Source organism: Serratia sp. CoH_134_PS_4 (genome assembly GCF_058190535.1).
Genome location: NZ_JBXWKI010000001.1, coordinates 436,476 through 455,974 on the forward strand (window position 1 = coordinate 436,476; position 19,499 = coordinate 455,974).

At 53.5% G+C, this 19,499-nt stretch carries 18 protein-coding genes; 5 read left to right on the forward strand and 13 right to left on the reverse strand.

Annotated features, from left to right (window positions below; all coding sequences use genetic code 11):
- Positions 1 to 98: 98 nt before the first annotated feature.
- Together pntA and pntB are read left to right on the forward strand one after the other, a co-directional pair.
- Positions 99 to 1,628 (forward strand): Re/Si-specific NAD(P)(+) transhydrogenase subunit alpha, encoded by a 1,530-nt coding sequence (pntA, locus tag AC2FCQ_RS02085; protein WP_209633680.1) that lies wholly within the window; start codon positions 99 to 101, stop codon positions 1,626 to 1,628.
- A 10-nt stretch (positions 1,629 to 1,638) separates the two neighbouring features.
- Positions 1,639 to 3,033, forward strand: coding sequence for a Re/Si-specific NAD(P)(+) transhydrogenase subunit beta (pntB, locus tag AC2FCQ_RS02090; RefSeq protein ID WP_209633678.1), 1,395 nt, complete (start codon positions 1,639 to 1,641; stop codon positions 3,031 to 3,033).
- 52 nt (positions 3,034 to 3,085) lie between these two features.
- Here pntB and uspE read toward each other — a convergent pair whose 3' ends face one another.
- Together uspE and fnr are read right to left on the reverse strand one after the other, a co-directional pair.
- Positions 3,086 to 4,048, reverse strand: coding sequence for a universal stress protein UspE (gene uspE, locus AC2FCQ_RS02095; protein ID WP_209633676.1), 963 nt, complete (start codon positions 4,046 to 4,048; stop codon positions 3,086 to 3,088).
- Positions 4,049 to 4,175: 127 nt separating this feature from the next.
- Positions 4,176 to 4,940, reverse strand: a complete 765-nt coding sequence (gene fnr / locus AC2FCQ_RS02100) for a fumarate/nitrate reduction transcriptional regulator Fnr (RefSeq protein ID WP_012145310.1) — start codon at positions 4,938 to 4,940, stop codon at positions 4,176 to 4,178.
- Between the two features lie 415 nt (positions 4,941 to 5,355).
- Here fnr and AC2FCQ_RS02105 point away from each other — a divergent pair, with 415 nt between their 5' ends.
- Positions 5,356 to 5,700 carry a hypothetical protein gene (locus tag AC2FCQ_RS02105; protein ID WP_490307443.1) on the forward strand — a complete coding sequence of 115 codons (345 nt, stop codon included), beginning with the start codon at positions 5,356 to 5,358 and terminating at the stop codon, positions 5,698 to 5,700.
- A gap of 18 nt (positions 5,701 to 5,718) precedes the next feature.
- Positions 5,719 to 6,255 (forward strand): glycine zipper family protein, encoded by a 537-nt coding sequence (locus tag AC2FCQ_RS02110; RefSeq protein WP_404759543.1) that lies wholly within the window; start codon positions 5,719 to 5,721, stop codon positions 6,253 to 6,255.
- Between the two features lie 48 nt (positions 6,256 to 6,303).
- Here the strand turns inward: AC2FCQ_RS02110 and ogt are convergent, their stop codons facing one another.
- The 11 genes from ogt to AC2FCQ_RS02165 all read right to left on the reverse strand — a co-directional run bounded on the left by ogt (position 6,304) and on the right by AC2FCQ_RS02165 (position 17,307).
- Positions 6,304 to 6,828, reverse strand: a complete 525-nt coding sequence (gene ogt / locus AC2FCQ_RS02115) for a methylated-DNA--[protein]-cysteine S-methyltransferase (protein WP_209633670.1) — start codon at positions 6,826 to 6,828, stop codon at positions 6,304 to 6,306.
- Positions 6,829 to 7,046: 218 nt separating this feature from the next.
- Complete coding sequence (locus AC2FCQ_RS02120) at positions 7,047 to 7,358, reverse strand: hypothetical protein (protein ID WP_490307444.1); 312 nt, start codon at positions 7,356 to 7,358, stop codon at positions 7,047 to 7,049.
- A 317-nt stretch (positions 7,359 to 7,675) separates the two neighbouring features.
- On the reverse strand, positions 7,676 to 8,530 hold the full coding sequence (locus tag AC2FCQ_RS02125; RefSeq protein ID WP_209633666.1) for a tagatose bisphosphate family class II aldolase: 855 nt from the start codon (positions 8,528 to 8,530) through the stop codon (positions 7,676 to 7,678).
- A 9-nt stretch (positions 8,531 to 8,539) separates the two neighbouring features.
- Entirely contained in the window at positions 8,540 to 9,706 is a 1,167-nt protein-coding gene (locus tag AC2FCQ_RS02130; RefSeq protein ID WP_490307445.1) for an SIS domain-containing protein, read from the reverse strand.
- Between the two features lie 26 nt (positions 9,707 to 9,732).
- On the reverse strand, positions 9,733 to 10,503 hold the full coding sequence (gene agaR / locus AC2FCQ_RS02135) for a transcriptional repressor AgaR (protein WP_209633661.1): 771 nt from the start codon (positions 10,501 to 10,503) through the stop codon (positions 9,733 to 9,735).
- 332 nt (positions 10,504 to 10,835) lie between these two features.
- A complete protein-coding gene (locus AC2FCQ_RS02140) occupies positions 10,836 to 11,744 on the reverse strand; it encodes an ROK family protein (RefSeq protein WP_209634215.1) in 909 nt (302 codons plus the stop codon).
- An 18-nt stretch (positions 11,745 to 11,762) separates the two neighbouring features.
- Positions 11,763 to 13,046, reverse strand: a complete 1,284-nt coding sequence (locus AC2FCQ_RS02145) for a Gfo/Idh/MocA family protein (RefSeq protein WP_209633659.1) — start codon at positions 13,044 to 13,046, stop codon at positions 11,763 to 11,765.
- A 19-nt stretch (positions 13,047 to 13,065) separates the two neighbouring features.
- A complete protein-coding gene (locus AC2FCQ_RS02150) occupies positions 13,066 to 14,178 on the reverse strand; it encodes an ABC transporter ATP-binding protein (protein ID WP_490307446.1) in 1,113 nt (370 codons plus the stop codon).
- 22 nt (positions 14,179 to 14,200) lie between these two features.
- Positions 14,201 to 15,019, reverse strand: coding sequence for a carbohydrate ABC transporter permease (locus tag AC2FCQ_RS02155; RefSeq protein WP_209633654.1), 819 nt, complete (start codon positions 15,017 to 15,019; stop codon positions 14,201 to 14,203).
- A gap of 12 nt (positions 15,020 to 15,031) precedes the next feature.
- Positions 15,032 to 15,973 carry a carbohydrate ABC transporter permease gene (locus tag AC2FCQ_RS02160; RefSeq protein ID WP_490307447.1) on the reverse strand — a complete coding sequence of 314 codons (942 nt, stop codon included), beginning with the start codon at positions 15,971 to 15,973 and terminating at the stop codon, positions 15,032 to 15,034.
- A gap of 80 nt (positions 15,974 to 16,053) precedes the next feature.
- Positions 16,054 to 17,307, reverse strand: a complete 1,254-nt coding sequence (locus AC2FCQ_RS02165) for an ABC transporter substrate-binding protein (RefSeq protein WP_490307448.1) — start codon at positions 17,305 to 17,307, stop codon at positions 16,054 to 16,056.
- 464 nt (positions 17,308 to 17,771) lie between these two features.
- Here AC2FCQ_RS02165 and AC2FCQ_RS02170 point away from each other — a divergent pair, with 464 nt between their 5' ends.
- The gene (locus AC2FCQ_RS02170) at positions 17,772 to 19,433 is read left to right on the forward strand and encodes a DUF4091 domain-containing protein (RefSeq protein ID WP_490307449.1); all 1,662 of its coding nucleotides are present in this window, start codon (positions 17,772 to 17,774) and stop codon (positions 19,431 to 19,433) included.
- Positions 19,434 to 19,499: the final 66 nt, after the last annotated feature.

The following is a 19,499-nucleotide window of genomic DNA, read 5'->3' on the forward strand; positions in this document are numbered from 1 at the left end:
TGCTGCCGACAAGGTTAAGAAAAAACCTGTCAGCCGGCGCCATCGCTATGGGGTAGAAGATAATAAACATCATCAAAGACAGGTGAGAAGGGAACATTATGCGTATTGGTGTACCAAGAGAACGGTTGGCCAATGAAGCTCGGGTTGCAGCAACGCCGAAAACGGTGGAACAACTGCTGAAGCTGGGCTTTACCGTCGCGATCGAAAGCGGGGCGGGTAAACTGGCAAGCTTTGACGATGTCGCTTATGAAGCGGCAGGGGCGACGATTACCGATACTGCCGATGTCTGGCAGTCAGATCTGATTTTGAAAGTTAACGCGCCGCTTGAGGACGAAATCGCGTTAATGCGTGAGGGCAGCACCCTGGTCAGCTTTATTTGGCCAGCGCAAAATCCTGAATTGATCGCGAAGCTGGCTGCACGCAATGTCACAGCGATGGCGATGGATTCGGTACCGCGTATCTCACGTGCGCAATCTATGGATGCATTAAGCTCAATGGCCAATATCGCGGGCTACCGGGCAATTGTTGAAGCCGCACACGAATTTGGCCGCTTCTTCACCGGCCAGATTACCGCTGCCGGTAAGGTTCCACCGGCCAAGGTGATGATCATCGGTGCTGGCGTAGCGGGTCTGGCGGCCATTGGCGCGGCAGGTAGTCTGGGGGCGATTGTTCGCGCCTTTGATACCCGTCCGGAAGTAAAAGAGCAAGTGCAGAGCATGGGCGCGGAATTCCTCGAGTTAGATTTTGAGGAAGAAGCGGGCAGTGGCGACGGCTATGCCAAAGTGATGTCCGAGGCCTTCATCAAGGCCGAGATGGCCTTGTTTGCTGCACAGGCAGCCGAGGTCGACATTATTGTGACCACCGCCTTGATCCCAGGTAAACCTGCGCCGAAGTTGATCACCAAAGAGATGGTGGCGTCGATGAAGCCAGGCAGCGTGATTGTCGATCTGGCTGCGCAAAACGGCGGTAACTGTGAGCTAACCGTCGCCGATCGCGTCACCGTGACTGACAACGGCGTGAAAATCATAGGTTATACCGATCTGCCAAGCCGCCTGCCGACCCAATCCTCACAGCTTTATGGCACCAACCTGGTCAACCTGCTGAAGCTGCTGTCGAAAGAGAAAAACGGAGAAATCGATGTCGACTTCGACGATACCGTTATCCGCGGCGTTACCGTGGTGCGCAGTGGCGAAGTCACCTGGCCGGCCCCGCCAATCCAGGTCTCCGCCCAGCCTAAACAGGCACAGGCAGCGGCCCCGATCGCCAAACCAGTGGAAAAACCGGTTTCACCTTGGCTGAAGTACGGCCTGATGGCGCTGGCGATTATTCTGTTTGGCTGGTTGGCTGACGCCGCACCGAAAGAGTTCCTGTCTCACTTTACCGTGTTTGCGCTGGCCTGCGTGGTGGGTTACTACGTGGTGTGGAACGTCAGCCATGCATTGCATACCCCGTTGATGTCGGTCACCAATGCGATCTCAGGGATTATCGTGGTCGGTGCGTTATTACAGATTGGTCACGGTGGCTGGGTGAGTTTCCTCTCCTTTATCGCCGTACTGATCGCCAGCATCAATATTTTTGGTGGATTCACCGTCACTCAGCGCATGCTGAAGATGTTCCGCAAGAACTAAGGGGTAACACATGTCTGGAGGATTAGTTACAGCTGCATACATTGTTGCCGCTATTTTGTTTATTTGCAGTCTGGCAGGCCTGTCGCGCCATGAAACGTCGAAACGGGGCAACCTGTTCGGCGTTGCCGGGATGGCCATTGCGCTGATCGCCACCATCCTGGGGCCGGATTCCGGCAACGTAGGCTGGATAATCATCGCGATGATTATCGGTGGTTCTATCGGTGTCTATCTGGCGAAAAAGGTCGAAATGACCGAAATGCCAGAGTTGGTGGCAGTGTTGCATAGCTTTGTTGGCCTGGCGGCGGTGCTGGTGGGTTTAAATAGCTACCTGGATCACGGCGCACCGATGGAGCCGGTGATGGAAAATATCCATCTGACCGAAGTCTTCCTCGGGATCTTTATCGGTGCGGTGACCTTCACCGGTTCGATTGTCGCGTTCGGTAAACTGCGCGGCATTATCTCGTCCAAACCGCTGGCGCTGCCAAATCGTCATAAAATGAACCTGGCTGCACTGGTCGTATCCTTCCTGTTGCTGGTGGTGTTCGTTCGTGCCGACAGCGTGGGCTGGCAGGCTGTGGCATTGGTGCTGATGACTGCCATTGCACTGGCGTTTGGCTGGCATCTGGTGGCCTCCATCGGCGGTGCCGATATGCCCGTGGTGGTGTCGATGCTCAACTCCTATTCTGGCTGGGCGGCGGCGGCGGCGGGCTTCATGCTGAGCAACGATCTGCTGATCGTGACCGGTGCGTTGGTGGGGTCTTCAGGGGCCATTCTGTCTTACATTATGTGCAAGGCGATGAACCGTTCGTTTATCAGCGTGATTGCCGGTGGTTTCGGGACTGACGGCTCGTCGACCGGTAATGCGGAAGAAATGGGCGAGTATCGCGAAACCACGGCGGAAGACGTGGCCGAGCAGTTGAAGAACTCCACGTCGGTGATCATCACCCCAGGCTACGGTATGGCTGTCGCGCAGGCACAATACCCGGTGGCGGAGATTACCGAGAAACTGCGTGCACGTGGTGTCAAGGTGCGCTTCGGTATTCATCCCGTCGCTGGGCGCTTGCCGGGGCACATGAATGTGCTGTTGGCGGAAGCCAAGGTGCCGTACGACGTGGTGCTGGAGATGGACGAAATCAACGACGATTTCGCCGATACCGATACCGTGTTGGTGATCGGGGCTAATGACACGGTGAACCCAGCCGCGCTGGAAGATCCGCGCAGCCCAATTGCCGGTATGCCAGTGCTTGAAGTGTGGAAAGCGCAGAACGTCATCGCCTTTAAACGTTCAATGAACACCGGCTATGCCGGCGTGCAGAACCCGCTGTTCTTTAAAGAGAACACTCAAATGCTGTTTGGCGATGCCAAAGAGAGTGTGGAAGCGATTCTGCGTGCGCTGCAGGCGTAACGGAAGCAAATAAAAACGGGCCTATCAGGCCCGTTTTTTTATGCGGCAAACATCAATCTTCGTCGTCGTGCTCGTCGTCTTCGTCAGCTTCGATCGGGCAATTGAAGTTATCCGGTTTAATGACCAACAGATCGCATTTTAGATGATCGATCACGTGTTCTGCCGTGTTACCGATAAAGGCTGCAGAAATGCCGGTACGGCCTAGCGTACCCAACACCACCACACCCGCCTGTAAATGTTCCGCTAAATCGGGAATGACCTCTTCAGGCAGGCCTTTTTCAACGTGGGTAAATTCTTCGTTAATGCAGAACTTTTGTCTTAGCGCCTTCATGGCGATCAGATGTTGCCCACGGATGGCGTCGTTGTAAACACTGGGGTCAAAATCGGGCAATTCAATGGCGATATTGATCGGGGTAACCGGGTAGGCGCCGACCAGATGAACTTCCGTTTGGTTAACATTGTGCGCCAGCTCAACCGTTTCTTGGACGAGCTTGATGTTCAACGGATCGTGGTAGGGCTCTTCACTGGCCAGGTTGACGGCAACCACGGCTTTGCTGCCGTCCTGCCAGGGTTGATCTTTAACCATCCACACTGGGCAAGGGCATTTGCGTAACAGATGCCAGTCGGTTGGGGTGAAAATGACGGATTCGAGGCGGTCATGTTGGTGCGCCATTTTCAGCAGCAAATCGTGCTTGCCGGCGATCACTTCCTGAATAATCGCCTCATAAGGGCGGTTATGCCAGACCACTTTGATTTCAATAGGGACGCCTTCGTCGAGGTAAAAACGGCATTGCTCGTTGATCCATGCGGCACGTTGGCTAATAACGCCTTGCCGCATCGCCGTTCTTTCGTCTGGGGAGAGCAGGGTCGTCATCTCGTAAGAGAAGTCGTAAATAGGCAGGAAGGCCTTAATCCGCCCGCCATTGCGTTTTATCAGGTACACCGCGCGACGCAATGCCGGCTGGTCATCCTGATTGGGGTCAATAGCCACCAGAAGATTCTGATACTTCGCCATAGGGCCTCCTTACAGCTGAAAATCAACAGTCTGTCAATTTACAGAGTAACCCAACATTGAAAAACAGAACAGCAGCAGAGGTTGTGCTGGGTCAATAATTCTGTGGAATTACTAACCCAGCATAGGATCAGGCGTTTACGGTCACGTTAATACGTGGCGTACCGGCCAGCACCGACAGGGCGTCGACGTTTTCGATGGTAATGTATTTGCCTTTAACGCTCAGGATCTCGCTTTTCTGGAAGCGCCCAAGCAGGCGGCTGATGGTTTCTACCGTCAGGCCAAGGTAGTTGCCGATATCGCCACGGGTCATGGTCAGGCGAAACTCGCGTGGTGAGAAGCCGCGTTCAGCAAAACGACGTGACAGGTTGTAGACAAACGCCGCCAGGCGCTCTTCGGCATTTTTCTTCGACAGCAGCAAGATCATGTCTTGATCGCCTTTAATCTCGCCGCTCATCAGACGCATGATTTGTTGGCGAAGATTCGGCATTTTACCCGAGAGATCATCCAGCGTTTCGAAAGGGATCTCACACACCATGGACGTTTCCAACGCCTGAGCAAAGCTCGGGTGTTTTAATCCGCCAATGGCATCAAAACCCACCAGATCGCCCGCCAGATGGAAGCCGGTGATTTGCTCATCGCCTTGTTCGGTGATGGTGTAGCTCTTGATTGTCCCGGAGCGGATAGCGTACAGCGATTTCAGTTCATCGCCGGCCTTGAACAGGGTCTGGCCCTTCTGGATAGGCTTTTTCCTTTCGATAATGTTGTCGAGCTGGTCTAGCTCATGGGCATTAAGAGTAAAAGGAATACACAGCTGGCTGATACTGCAATCCTGACAATGGATCGCACAACCACCAGACTGGATACGACGAATCACGCGTTTTTCCGGGATCATAGATTACGCTCATTCAATAATTGATATGCGTCAATTTTAACATCTTTTCCGGCAGGTGATAAGGGTGGCATTAATAAGAACGGGGGCATTCTGTGCGAATTTCACGCGACCATGCCGCCGATTATTCTGTAGTTACCTGAAATGTTTTGATTTATTTGTTACTTACACCGGCAGATTGCCGATGCGCTGGTGACCGCAGGTGAAAGAGAAAGTCAGGCCCATACCGCGGATTTTTAGGTAAGCAATATTTAACCCTGCTCATCCAAGGTGCTTTCCGCCGTATCAAGTCAATATTTGTACACATTTGCTGGCGAAAACCGATCGCATTCATCCCAATCGCTGCCGCAGATAAAACGCTCCGTGGCGTTATCTTGCTCACTATGGGTGTGGTGACAATCAGATTCAGGAGTGAATGATGAAAAAGGTCATGTTATTGATGCTGGCGGCCGGAGCATTAATGTCGGCCAGCGCTGCCTCGTTTGCACACGGCTACTATGGGCATGGCTATTACGGTCATGGTTATTATGGCCACGGATACTACGGTCCCAACGTGGTGATTGGTATCCCCTGGGGACCCCCTCCGGTTTATTATGCGCCACCGCCGGTGGTGTATGTAGCACCGCCGCCGCCACAGAACTACATAGAAAAGGCACCCAATTACGCGTACTACTGCCGACGTCCCGCGGGCTATTACCCGCAAGTAGCACGTTGCCCTGACGGTTGGATGAAAGTGGTAACAGATGGCCCGACATCTCGGTGACTCTAAGGCGGATCAGTGATGAAATTATTTCCTGTTTTTACGTTACTGGCTTTGGCTACCGGGCTGTGTGGTTGCGTTTCGCCGCCGACCGGTCCGGATGTGATGGCTTTACCGGGCACCGGCAAAAGCTATGAACAATTTAATCGCGATGAGGCGATGTGCCGCGGCTATGCGCAAAATAGCGTGAATGGCGGTGCCCAGAGCGCGTCTAATAATGCGGCGGGTACTGCCGCAGCGGGTACGCTGGTTGGTGCGGCCGCGGGGGCATTAATCGGTGCGGCATCGGGTAATGCGGGGCCAGGGGCGCTTATTGGTGCCGGCGGTGGATTATTGGTAGGCAGTTCAATGGCCAGCGGCAGCGCGTCGGAGAGTTCTGGGGATTTGCAAGATCGCTACGATACGGTCTACAGCCAATGTATGTATGCCAAAGGCAATAAAGTACCGGTGGCCTATGGCTACGGCAGCGCGGATATGCAACAAGCCTCACCGGTTCCGCCGGACTATTACCCCCCGCCAACGGATCGCGGGGCACCGCCGGATTACGTCCCACGCTAATAGCGCCGGGATATCGCACTTTTCCTGCGATATCCCGCCAATGGCTGATTAAAGCAGATCGTTTTGCAAATACCCTTCATGTTTCAACAGCCACGCTTTGCGCTGAACACCGCCGGCATAGCCGGTCAAGGCACCTTGTGAACCAATCACACGATGACAAGGCACCACGATGCTGATTGGGTTAGAGCCGTTTGCCATGCCGACCGCCCGTGAGGCCGTTGGGCGACCGATGCGCTTTGCCAATTCTCCGTAAGTAATGATCTCACCGCACGGGATCTGGCGCAGCTGCTGCCACACCGTGCGCTGGAATTCTGTGCCTGCTGTCATTACCGGCACGCTGTTGATCACGTCCAACTCACCGGAGAAATACCGCTGCATGATGTCAGTCAGGCCGCCAGGATTGTGCTTGTCTACCAGTTGAAAACGATCGGCCCGGTAATGTGTGTTCAGCAGCTTCATCAGGCGAACTTCGTGTTCGGTCCAGTCGATAGCGCGCAAGCGGTCCTGCTCATCGGCAATCAAAACCAGCTCGCCCACTGGCGTCGCCATACGATCAATAAAAAAAGTCTGCATTTTGATCACTCCTCTCGTTTGATGGGCAGATTATTACATGAAATGCAGCGGAGCGATGGCGGATTTCGGACATGAAGATGGGCAACCGGGGGTTGCCCATTTCAACGTAATGATGTGAACAGAGCATAGTTCAGGGTGCGAAGTGGTAAAATAAATTTATAAAATACAAATATTATTTTATCAGTTAAAACAGTGTTAACAATAAACATCACTACGAGTTACTTGTAGCTTATCGTGATGTTCTTTAATCGATGGTCATTATTTACTGATTCGGTGGTTACATTAGAAACCAATTCAGATGGCATATTGTTTAATGACGTTGTGACAATGCCGTTGCCGTTTGTTGAACCTGTGCCGAAGCAATTGGAAACGAGTTCTTCATTTCTCTGTTTAATGTTACAGGCTGGCGACGTGATTTCGCCGACAAAGCGAATGGTGCCTGAGGCTACAGGGTGGCTGGAGCCTGTGGCGGCCTGTAAGGTGGCGGGAATAAGGGCCAGAAGTGCGAGTGCGATAAGAGAACGCTTCATTATTAACTCCTCTTCTAAAATGAAAAACAAATAAGTGGTGCCAATTAAATAAAAACAAAATAGGTGTTAATGACGATTCTCGAACAAGTTTACGCAGCGCAATTGCGAATGGTTTATATACTATTCTTAATTCTTCGTGTTGCGGATTTAATAATAGGGAGGGGGTGTGGCTAAAACCATGATTTAGATCATAGTGAAGGCGGCTTAATGATTAGCAGGCGAACGTGGCGGATGTACTGTGAACTGTGTCACGGTAAAAACGCCCCTGGCCGCAGTTGCCAATGCCACTGCGGCCAAACATAAAGCACTATTCTGGGTTACAGCATACCGCTGCTACCGCAAATGCGGATCTTCTCTGCGACCACCTCTTTCATTGCCAGCTTGCCGGGTACGATGTATTTGCGTGGATCGTTGGCGTCCGGATGCTGAGCGAAATAGCTCTTCACGGCATCAGCAAAGGCGATTTTCAGTTCAGTGGCCACGTTGACCTTGCATACACCCAGGGAAATCGCGCGTTTCACCATGGCTTCAGGAATTCCGGATGCGCCGTGCAACACCAGGGGAATGTCGACGTGCTCACGGATCAGCGCCAAGCGTTCGAAATCCAGTTTGGGTTCACCCTGGTATAGCCCATGGGCAGAACCAATGGCTACCGCGAGCGAGTCTATGCCGGTAGCGGTGACAAACTCTCGCGCGGCGGCGGGATCGGTAAAGAAACTGTCTGCGGAGTCGACAATCAAGTCATCCTCCTGGCCACCCAGGCGACCCAGTTCTGCTTCCACACTGGCCCCATAGCGGTGACATAAGGCGACGGCTTCGGCGACTTTGGCGATGTTCTGTGCGAAGGGCAAGTGCGATCCGTCAATCATCACTGAGCGGATGCCGTTTTTGACCTTGAACTCGATATCATCCATTTCTTCATGATGATCAAGGTGCAGCGCAAAGGGCAGATCGTAACGGTGCGCTGCCGCCTGACAGATGCCGATCAAATAGTCGGTACCGGCATAGCTGAAAGTGCCGGGCGTTCCTGCCATGATCACCGGGGATCCCAGCTCTGCGGCGGTTTCCGCCACCACTTGTACAGTTTCCAGGTTATGCACGTTGAACGCGGGTACGGCATAACCCTGGCGCTGCGCTTTTAACAGCATTTCGCGATTGGATATCAGGTACATAGGGGCTCCTTACGCCACAGAAGACGGATAGCGGTAAATGGTAACGCCTTTCACCACGCGGTTAACTTCACCGGTCGGGCACGGATTATCCGGCGTCAGGCCCAGCGCCAGCGAGCTTTCAAATGCCAGCATCTGAGTGAATAACAAGTAGGGGAACAGTAACCAGACGTCATCCTCGGCATGGTGCAGATTCAGTATCATGTCGCTGAGTGGTTGTGTGCTGCCGGTCAAGCCGACCATCTGCATCGCCAAACCGTCACGCTGCAGTTCGTTCCACAAATCGCGATCGTATTGACGGGCATAGTCGCCACTGGAGAACATCAGAAGGACTAACGTCTGGCTATCGACCATAAATTTGGGCCCGTGACGCAAACCGAGCGGGGAGTCGTAGCGGGTAACAATCTGACCGGCTGTCAGTTCCAGCATCTTTAACGATGCCTCTTCCGCAAGCCCGGTAAAACAGCTGCCACCCAGCGTGATGTAGCGCCTGAACCCACTGGCAGCCAAGGTTTTCACCTGAGGTTGCAGTGTCTCGCGAAGTTCACGACAGCGTTCCACCATGGCGGTCAGTGGCCGTTGTGCGTCGGCAAGGGAATAGGGGCCCAGCAACAGCGCTGCGGACAGCATCATGCAGCTAAAGCTGGAGGTCATGGCGAAGCTCTGATCGTTTGAGCCTTGCGGCATCACCAGCGAACAAACGTTATCGCGTTGGTGTGCGTACTGCGCTAGCCTGCTGTCCGGGTTGCACACCAGCATCAGGTGATAGCTTTCGGGCAGCAACTGATCGGCCAATTCCACCGTCGCCACGCTTTCTGGGCTGTTGCCGGAGCGGGCGAAAGAAACCAGCAGCGTAGGGCGCGTCAAGTCGAGGTATTGGTGCGGGTTAGCGACAATATCGGTGGTGCCATAAGCCACCACATCACGGCCCGTTTTCTCGCGTAGCCATGGCGCCAGCGCGCGACCGGCGAAGGCGGAGCTGCCCGCACCGCAAAGCACAATCTGCAAACGGGGATTCGACAGTAACGGGGCAAGGAAAGGTTGCCACTGCGCCTGTTGCGCGTGTAGTTGCTGGTGCAGGGCGGCCCAGAGGTCCGGCTGCTGCCAGATTTCACGTGCGGTATGCAACGCATGCCGTTGCTCCAGCCAGCCCGCATCGTAAGCAAAATAACCATTCATGTTGAAAACTCCTTAAGAAACGTCTGTTAACGGTCGGCGATAATGACGTCGACCCCTAAATGCTTCAGCGCATGCAGGTAGCTTTCCGGAATGCGGCTGTCAGTGACCAAACGTTGGATTTGGCCGATTTCACGGATCATGCAAAAGCTGGTGCGGCCAAATTTGCTGGCGTCTGCGACGGCGATCACTTCGCGTGCGACATCGCACATAGCGCGGTTGAGTTGCGCTTCTCCGGGGTCTGGTGTGGTGATACCACTGAGCAGATCAAAGCCGTCAACGCCGAGAAACAGCTTGTCGAACCGGAACTGGCGCATGTGCTGCTCTGCTGCCGGTCCATACAGCGACCAGGATTTACGCCGTACGCTGCCGCCGACCACCATCAAATCCACCTGTTCGTTGTTGGCCAGTTCGAAAGCGATATTCAATGCATTGGTCATCACCACCAGATCTTTCTTGCCGGCTAACTGCTGTGCCATTTGGCTGGTGGTGGAGCCGGAATCGAGAATGATGGCATCGCCGTCATTGACCAATTCGGCTGCCGCACAGGCAATGGCGAATTTCACATCGCGATTGATACGGCCCTTGTCCTGCAACGGGCGATCGAAGGCGAACTGCTTATTGAGCATTGCGCCCCCATAGGCACGTACGGCGCAGCCGCTTTTTTCCAACTGGCGCAGATCGCTGCGGATAGTGACGCTGGAAACCGAAAACTGGGCGCTGAGTTGTTCGACGCGCACCGAGCCTTCGCGACAAAGCTGGTCGATAATTAATTCCCGTCGTTTTACGGTATTGATCATTAACGCGTGACTCCTGATTTAGCTGTAGTCATACCCGGCCGCGGCGCAATGCGTCGCAGCTAATCTGGCAGGAGTGCTTTCAGTTGTTCGTGTCGAATTACAGCAAACGAAACAGCGAAATGCAATCGGTTATTTTATAAAAAATCATATGTATCAATTGCTTATGTTGATTTTATCTTTCGATTGCGGTCAAACCGAAAGCAGCGAATAAATAAAGTGAAAATGGGTAATCCGTTATTAATCAGGCGAAAACTCATCGCTTGCTGTCATTTACCAAAAGCAGGGTGAAAGCTGCGTCATTCATTTCTTGTTGTTCGCCTTTTCATTGTTTTTTATTGCCAGCTTTGACGTAATAGCGCAGCACCGCGTACGCCACTGCTGTCGCCGTGCACTGGCGGGTAGACTGCCGCCGGTTCCGTGCCGGGCAACAACCACTGGCCCATGGCCGGCGGCAGGAGGGAATACAACTCCTTGACGTTCGACAGCCCACCGCCGAGCACGAAGGCGTCCACGTCCAGTAACAGCTGCAGACTTGCCAACGCGCTGGCCAGAATATCGACGTACATCACCATCAGGTGCTGTGCCATTGGCTGTCCCTGCCGGTAACTGGCGATCAGTGCCGGTACCGTATCGGCAGGGTGGCCAAAATGGCGGCTTAACGCCAGCAACCCACTGCCGGATACGTAGCGCTCAAAGCAGGCGGTCAGGCCGCAATTACAGGTGAATAGCGGCAAATCGTAACGTTGTGCCAACTGAGCAGAGATCGGCGTGTGGCCCCATTCACCGGCCAGACCGTTGCGGCCCTTATGCAACTGTTTGTTCATGACCAGGCCACCGCCGGCACCGGTACCGATAATCGCGCCGAACACCAGCGCCAGATGCTCTGTCTGTGGCGTGCTGGCTTCGGAAAGGGCGAAGCAACGGCAGTCGTTTTCAATCTCAACCGGCCGCGACAATGCTTGGGCCAGATCGTCAGCCAGACAGTGACCGGTCAGGCAAGGCACGTTGACGGCCAGTTGCCGGCGGCTGCGAGGATCGGTTACGCCGGGTAAGCCGATGCCGATACTGCCTTGGGTATGCAATTCGCGGTCGGCACGATCCACCAATTGGTGGATACAGGACAGAAATTCGCGGTAATTGCCCGTAGGGGTACTGACGCGTTGGCAAAAAACCTGCGTAAGCTGTTGGTCATAGGCTGCCATTTCGATCTTGGTTCCCCCAATGTCGAAGCCGTAGCGCATCTGTGATACCTCCACGTTTCAGGCTCCGCTCAGGGTGATGACGGCAGATTCACGGCGAGCACGTTCAGCCGCAAACACCATCAAATGGCTTTCCAACGTTTCCGCTGGGCCTGACAGCACCTGTGAAGGATCGTTCGTGCGAATAGCGTCGATAAAATGCTGCATCAGATAATAATCGCCGCCGCCGTGACCGGACATGGTATGCAGATCTTCAGCCTCATCAACGTCGTAGACCTTTTCACTGTCGTCAACGAACGAAGTGATACGGATGAAGCGTCCGTCGCCCTCGAGACAACCGTGGCTGCCGAAAATGCGGGTTTTGCGATCTTCAAGGCGGGTGAACGCCGTCATGGTGAAGGACGCGGTGCGTCCACCGGCAAATTGCATGTTGACCACCTGATGATCAACGACGTTGTTGTCGCAACGGTAGACACAGCGGCCATACTGCCCCTCGCGCAGGGCCGCCAACAGGTGTGGCTGACTGACCTCTGGCGTTAACACCCGCAGGAAGCCCGGTGTCGCTTTGTGGTCGTCGCCCAGATAGATACGTTTAGCGGAATAAGGGCAATGGGCTTCCACTGAACAGTCCAGGCAATTGTCCGCCGCGCCCGCAGGTTGATTTTCCTGGCGAAAGTGACGCAAACCACCGAACGAGCTGATCTGCTCGCAGGGCAGCTCCATGATGTAGCGGATCCAGTCGATGTCGTGGCAGGATTTTTGTAGCAGCATAAAGGCGGCTTCACCGTCATTGCGCCAGTTACCGCGGACGAAGGAATGAGCTTGGTGCCAGTAACCGACCGGTTCCAGGTGCTGCAGGCTGACAATGTCACCAATCACGTTATCACGCAGCAGCTGCTTCAGTTTCTGGGTATAGCGCGTATAGCGCAACACATGGCCAACCGAGAAAATCAGCTTTTGACGTATCACTTCTTCAACGATGGTGCGGCATTCACTGGCATCCGGTGACAGCGGTTTTTCCAGCAGCATGGCGTAACCCTGCCTGGCGAAGGCCAGCGCGGGCTCGAGGTGTAACGTGTCTTGGGTACAGATCAGCACCGCATCGGCCAGTTTTCCTGCGTTGGCAGCCTGCTGCCAGTCAGTGAATACCTTATCTGCCGCTATGCCATGTTGTTCGACAAACTGTTGCCGATAAACATCACGCGGCTCTGCCACGGCGACCACCTGCATTAAATCCGGGTGTGCCAACGCGTAACGTGAATAAATTTCCCCACGCGCTCCGGCGCCAATAACCAGTACCTTCACCGGGCGACCGGCATAACCATTTTGTTGAGATGACGACATTGCACATTCTCCGATCTTGTTATTTGAGGTTTTGGCCGCTGATTTCATCAAACAGGTGTGCGCGGGACAGATCGAAAGCCAGGTGGATCTGTTCTCCCAAACGCGGTTCCCAGTCTGGTTGTGACGCCATACGAAGCACAAACCGCAGCTCAGCCAGCTCGCAGTGCAGCAATTCTTCGTTGCCCATGCGTTCGATGGTGACGATCTTTGCCGGGAAGCAGTTGGCACTGCCGGGAGCGCACAACCGCAAGGACTCTGGACGAATGCCGAGGCATACGCGCGGGTGCGGGTATTTTTCTAATTGCTGTTGCAGCGCCGGTGGCAGTTCGAGTGGATATTCGCTACCGATGCGTAGCCCAATTCCCTGAGCGGTGCGGGTAATCGCCATATCGTGCAGGTTCATCGATGGGCTGCCGATGAACTCGGCGACAAAGCGGTTAGCGGGTTGGTGATACAGGTTGATCGGTTTGTCTACCTGCATGATGGTGCCACGGTTCATCACACAGATACGGTCTCCCATGGTCATCGCCTCTACCTGATCGTGCGTGACATAGACCATGGTGGCAGCCGCACCTTCCTGTTTCAGCTGGTTATGCAATTCAATCAACTGCACGCGCATCGAGACGCGTAGCTTGGCATCCAAATTCGACAGGGGTTCATCGAACAAAAACACCTTGGGTTTACGCACGATAGCGCGGCCGACCGCCACACGCTGGCACTGGCCACCCGACAACTGACCTGGCTTACGCTGTAGCAGATTGGTGATTTCCAATTTTTCGGCCGCATCCCGCACACGGCGATCAATTTCGGCTTTGCTTTCTTTGCCGATCAAACCGAACGCCATGTTCTTGTAGACGGTCATATGGGGATAGAGCGCATAGTTCTGGAAAACCATCGCGATGCCGCGATCTTTCGGCATGGTGTCGTTGACGCAGTGGTCGTGAATCAGGATCTGGCCTTCGCTGACGCTTTCCAGGCCGGCGATCATTCGCAGCAGGGTGGATTTTGCGCAGCCGGAGGGGCCAACAAATACCATAAATTCGCCGTCTTTGATGTCCAGATCGACCCCATGCAAAGCATTGAACCCATTGGGATAGACCTTCTTCACATTGTTTAACTGTATACCGGCCATGTTAGTTACCTTGTATTCGCGGTTAGCCTTTTACCCCAGCGCTGGCGATGCCCTGGATGAAGTAGCGTTGGAAAAGAATGAACAGCATCAGCATGGGGATGACCGCCATCAGCGCGCCGGCCATCAGTAACGGATATTCCACCCCGGCACGGCTTGACAGTGATGCCAGTCCAACGGGCAGCGTCAGTTTCTCGGTGGTGGTGTTGACGATCAGCGGCCACATCAGGTTGTTCCAGCTCCACAGGCCATTAATAATGATGCAGGCGATGATGCCGGGGCGAATCAGGGGCAGCATGATGCGCCAGAAAATAGCGAAGTAGCTGTAGCCGTCAATCAACGCCGCTTCTTCCATCTCCTTTGGCACCGCCAGGAAGAACTGACGCAACAGGAAAGTGGCATAAATACTGAAAATGCCTGGCAACACCAGCCCGGTGATGCTGTTTACCAAGCCCAACTTCTGCACTACCAGGAATTGCGGGATCAGAAACGCCTGACCAGGCACCATCAGAATGGAAATACAGACCAGGAACACCGCGTCGCGGCCGCGAAAATGCAAGCGCGAGAAACCGTAAGCGGCCATGGTGGCGATGACCATTTGTAGTGTGACGGTAAAGAATGTCGCCAGCAGCGAGTTCACATAAAAATCAGTAAACGGAATTTCATGCATGATCTTGCCGTAGGCCTGCAGGCTGGGGTGCGTCGGCAGCAGTGTTAGCGGGATCTGAATACTCTCGGCCTGCGTTTTCAGTGAGGTAACCAGCATCCAGATAAAAGGGACGACAGAGGCGAGCGCCGCCAGGGCCATAAACAGATAAACCAGTGTTTTTTTACTTATGCTCATCGTCATGGCTCCTCAGCTGACTTTCAGGCGTTTGCCAATCACCATTTGAATCAGGGTGATCAGCAGGGTGACGGCGAACAGCACCACGGTTATGGCAGAGGCGTAGCCTTTCTCCTGCAGATAGAAGGCATATTTGTAGAACAGGTTGGTGACAGTCATCACGTCACTTTCCACCAATGCGCGGTCAAACATCAGGAACACCACGTCAAAGACTTGCAGGATCTCGATAAAGCTCATTACTGAGACGAAAAACAGCGTCGGTACCATCATCGGCAGAGTGATACAGAAAAATCGGCGCAGGGTGCTGATGCCGTCAATGTCTGCGGCCTCATACAGTTGGCGTGGAATACTTTGTAACCCGGCCAGCAAAATGATGATTTTCAGCGCCAGTGACGACCAGATAATGATGATGGAAACGCTGATCCGCACCACGTCCGGATCGGACAGCCAGGCCACCGGCGAAATACCCAAGAAACCCATCGCCTGGTTAATCAGGCCAAAGTCTTTGTTAAACAGCCATTGCCAAACCATCGCCACCGCGGCAGGCATGGTGACTGCAGGCAGGAACAGTAACGTGCGCAACACCGCTTTGCCGCGGATGTTCTGGTTCAAGCCAATCGCCAGCAACAGGGAAAGGCTCAGGCTGACAGGGACGCAGACCACCACGTAGAACAGCGTGTTACCGGCGGCGGTATAAAAATCGTCGTCCTCAAACAGATTGACGTAGTTATCAACGCTGAACGTAGTCCAGCGCATAAACTGATTAAGATCGGTGAAGCTGTAAAAGATGTTCTGCAAAAAAGGGATGAAATAGAAAACCATCAACCCAATCAGCAGCGGTAAAATCATTACCCATCCCCAAAAGCGCTCGGCGCGCTCCAGGCGGCTGAGTGCCGGTCGAGGGACACTTTTTTGTTGTTTTAGGGTGACCGTAGCCGTTTCTGCCAGCGACATGTTGCCATTCCTCACCTGTAACTGCTCTGCGGTGTCCGCAGCCGGTGCGCCCTCGGGCAGGCGCTACCGGCACGGGGTGATTACTGCTCCATGACGCGTTCGATCTTCTTGACCGATTTGTCCATTTCAGACTTGGCATCCGCGCCCATGAAGATTTTCTTCAGGCTGGCAATCCACATATTCTGCCACTTTGGCGTGTTGGTCCCGGCGGTTGGGTAAGCCTCGGTCACGTTGAGGGTTTGAATGTACGGCGTGACATCGACTTTTTTAATCTCCGCAGCCCAGACTTTGGCAGCCACCTTGTTGGCTGGGATCACCACCTTCGCCAGCTCGGCTTGCGAGGCTTCGGAGCTCATAAATTCGATGTATTTCCAGGCTTCCTGTTTGTGGGCGCTGTTGGCGGACATGGCGAATGCCAGGCTGTGTGCGACGCCAGACTGACGCTCGATTTTTGGCATCATCACTACGCCGATATGGTCGTTAATCAGCGGGTTATTGGCGAAGGGCGCGGCCAACCATGAGCCGGCATACACCATTGCTGCACGGTTGGACTGGAAGATATTTTCGGTTTTGACTTCGCTCATTTGTTGAGCGCTTGGCATCAGCCCGTCTTTCATCATGGTTTGCAACTGCTGATACACCCAGATCGACTTATCGTTGGCAATATCGGTTGGCTGGCCGTCTTTCGGCACAATATGGTTGCCGTTCTGGAACAGCAGATTCATATAGCTGTCCTGGCCGTCAATGCTCAGATCCATCACCAGGGGGAAGGCGCTGCCTTTCAAGCCGGTTTTCAACGCTGCCGCTTTGCTTTTCAGCGTGTCCCAATCCCAGTCGTTGGTGGGGTAGCTGACGCCAGCCTGGTCAAACAGCTTTTTGTTGTACCAAACTGCGATGGAGTCTACGTCGCGGGGGATAGCCATCTGCTGACCGTCATACTGATAAGCCTTCACCGAACTGGCGACGATGTTATTTACGTTAACGCTGCTGCCGGTCATATAAGGTGTTAAGGGTTGCAATATGCCATTCTTGGCATATTGCACAAAATAGGGCATGTTTATCCAGAATATATCAGGGGCAACGCCGCCAGCCGCTGCTGAATCTAATTTTACAAAGTATTGCGCTGATGGGGTTAATTCTATCGCTATTTTGATGTTAGGGTTTTCTTTTTCAAATCGTTTGGCAATTTCTTGTTCGGCAGGTAATTGGTTTCTGTCCCATACGGCATAGCGCAAAGTTATTTGATCTGCGGCATATAACATGGTTGGTAATAATAACGCAGCCGCGATGGCAGAGTGCACAAGAAGACGGCCGGTATTTTTTATCGGTGACATTGCTTTCCCCTCGGTGAACGACGAATAAATATTTTCGTAACGTGAATTCTTTCTATCCCTTAACTTTCAATGTGTCAATACACCCCGATCTGCCCAAAAATGGGGCGGGAATGTTTCGTTGTTGTTAAAATCGAAAGGGTTTAGGGTCAAACCGAAAGCGCCATTCGTTTACAAGTCATTAACCTTTTGGGGTGATTTTAGCCCTGCCGCACGCCATTTACGGACTGTGGCGGTCATAGGAATAAGTGATAACCCTTGCACCATAATGGGGATTAAAAACATTATTATTGTGCAGGCTTGGCTATCTTTCATTTTTGTGATGCAAATAAACAAAAAAATTGTATATCGCAACGCCTGAACAGGCTTGTCGTCGATTTTTGATTGTCGCTATTGTTTGCCGCGATAAAAGGGTTTAGCCTGAAAATCACTCATCGGTATTTAACAATTAAAGAGAGATTAATGTTATGCGCCTTTCATTAACCTTTACCCATTGTCTGGAAAAAGTATTTCATAGCCGCAATGCACCACAGATTTCACAGATAAATACACTCAGTGGGCTGAGTAACGAAATAGTTTCCTGGCAAGGGGTCTATTGTTTACATCCGACGGGTAATGAAACGCGGCGAGAATTAAGGTACCGCCTCGAAGGGCCGCTGGCAGAGTATATCAGCGTGCGTCAGGTTCAGTCTGTACCCAGTCATTTTCCCTGTTATGCCGAGACCGATGAGAACTACCTGCGGACTGAACCGGGGTTATTTCCCGATCCGTTGGCCCCGGTGACTGATTGTCGTTTCTTTGCCGCCACCCATTATTATGGCAGCCTGTGGCTGACCTTTACGCCACCATCGACGCCGGTTGCCGCTGGGGACTCTCCGTTAACCCTCACGCTGTCTGATGTTGCGACTGATGAAGTGCTGGCCAGCGCGACGCTGACGCTGCATATCGTCCCCGCGGTGCTGCCCCCGCAAACCCTGTTGCACACCGAATGGCTGCATTCTGATTGCCTGGCGGACTATTACCGTCTCGAGGTATTCAGTCCCGAATACTGGCTGGCGGTGCGTAATTTTGTCCGCAGCGCCGTCAACAGTGGGGTCAACATGCTGTTGACGCCAATCTTCACGCCACCGCTGGATACCGCCATCGGTGGGGAACGAACCACCGTGCAACTGGTGGGGGTGCAGCAGTCAACACAAGGGTATCGGTTTGATTTCCAACGCCTGGCCCAGTGGGTAGACCTGGCTCAGGAAGAAGGTATTGAACACTTTGAGATTGCGCCGTTGTTTACCCAATGGGGCGCCGCGCATGCGCCGAAAATTATGGTGGAGGTTGAAGGGCAACTGCGTCCGTTGTTTGGCTGGCATACCGACGCACATGCGCAAGAGTATCAACAGTTCCTGCAGGCGTTGTTGCCGGCGCTGACTGGCTGGTTCCGCGATAGGCAGTTGCAGCAGCGCGTGTGGTTCCATATTTCTGACGAACCGACGCTGGAAAACATCGCCGCTTACCAACGCGCCAGTATGACGTTACGTCCGCTACTGGCGGGATTCCGTACGTTTGATGCCCTGTCAGACTATGCGTTTTACCAGCAGGGGTTGGTGGAGACACCGGTTGCGGCGACCGATCATATAGAACCTTTTATTGAAAACCGGGTGCCGGGGTTATGGGCTTATTACTGCTGCGTACAAAAAACGGAGGTAGCCAACCGTTTCTTCGCCCAGCCCTCGGCACGCAACCGTATTTTGGGTATCCAGCTTTATTTGTACGACATCACGGGTTTTCTGCATTGGGGCTTCAACTTCTATAACAGCGGCCATTCACGAGAAAAACTCAATCCCTATGCCGTGACGGACTGCCGGAACGCGTTTCCGTCTGGCGATGCCTTTGTGGTCTATCCCGGCGATAATCGGGAGCCCGTGGAGTCGTTACGCCTGCGGGTGTTGCATCAAGGGTTGCAGGACATGCGCGCTCTGCAACTGTTGGAAAGCCTGACCGATCGTGCAGCGGTAGAGGCGCTGATTGAACAGGAATTGGGGATGCGCATCACCTTTAAACACTACCCGCATCAGGCGGATCCACTGCTGCGATTACGCGAAGCGGTCAACAAACGTATCGAAGCCTTGCTGTAGGGAGCGGCATAAAATGCGACGCAGGTGGCGAGGGACACACCCTTGCCACCAAGTTTTCAATTATTT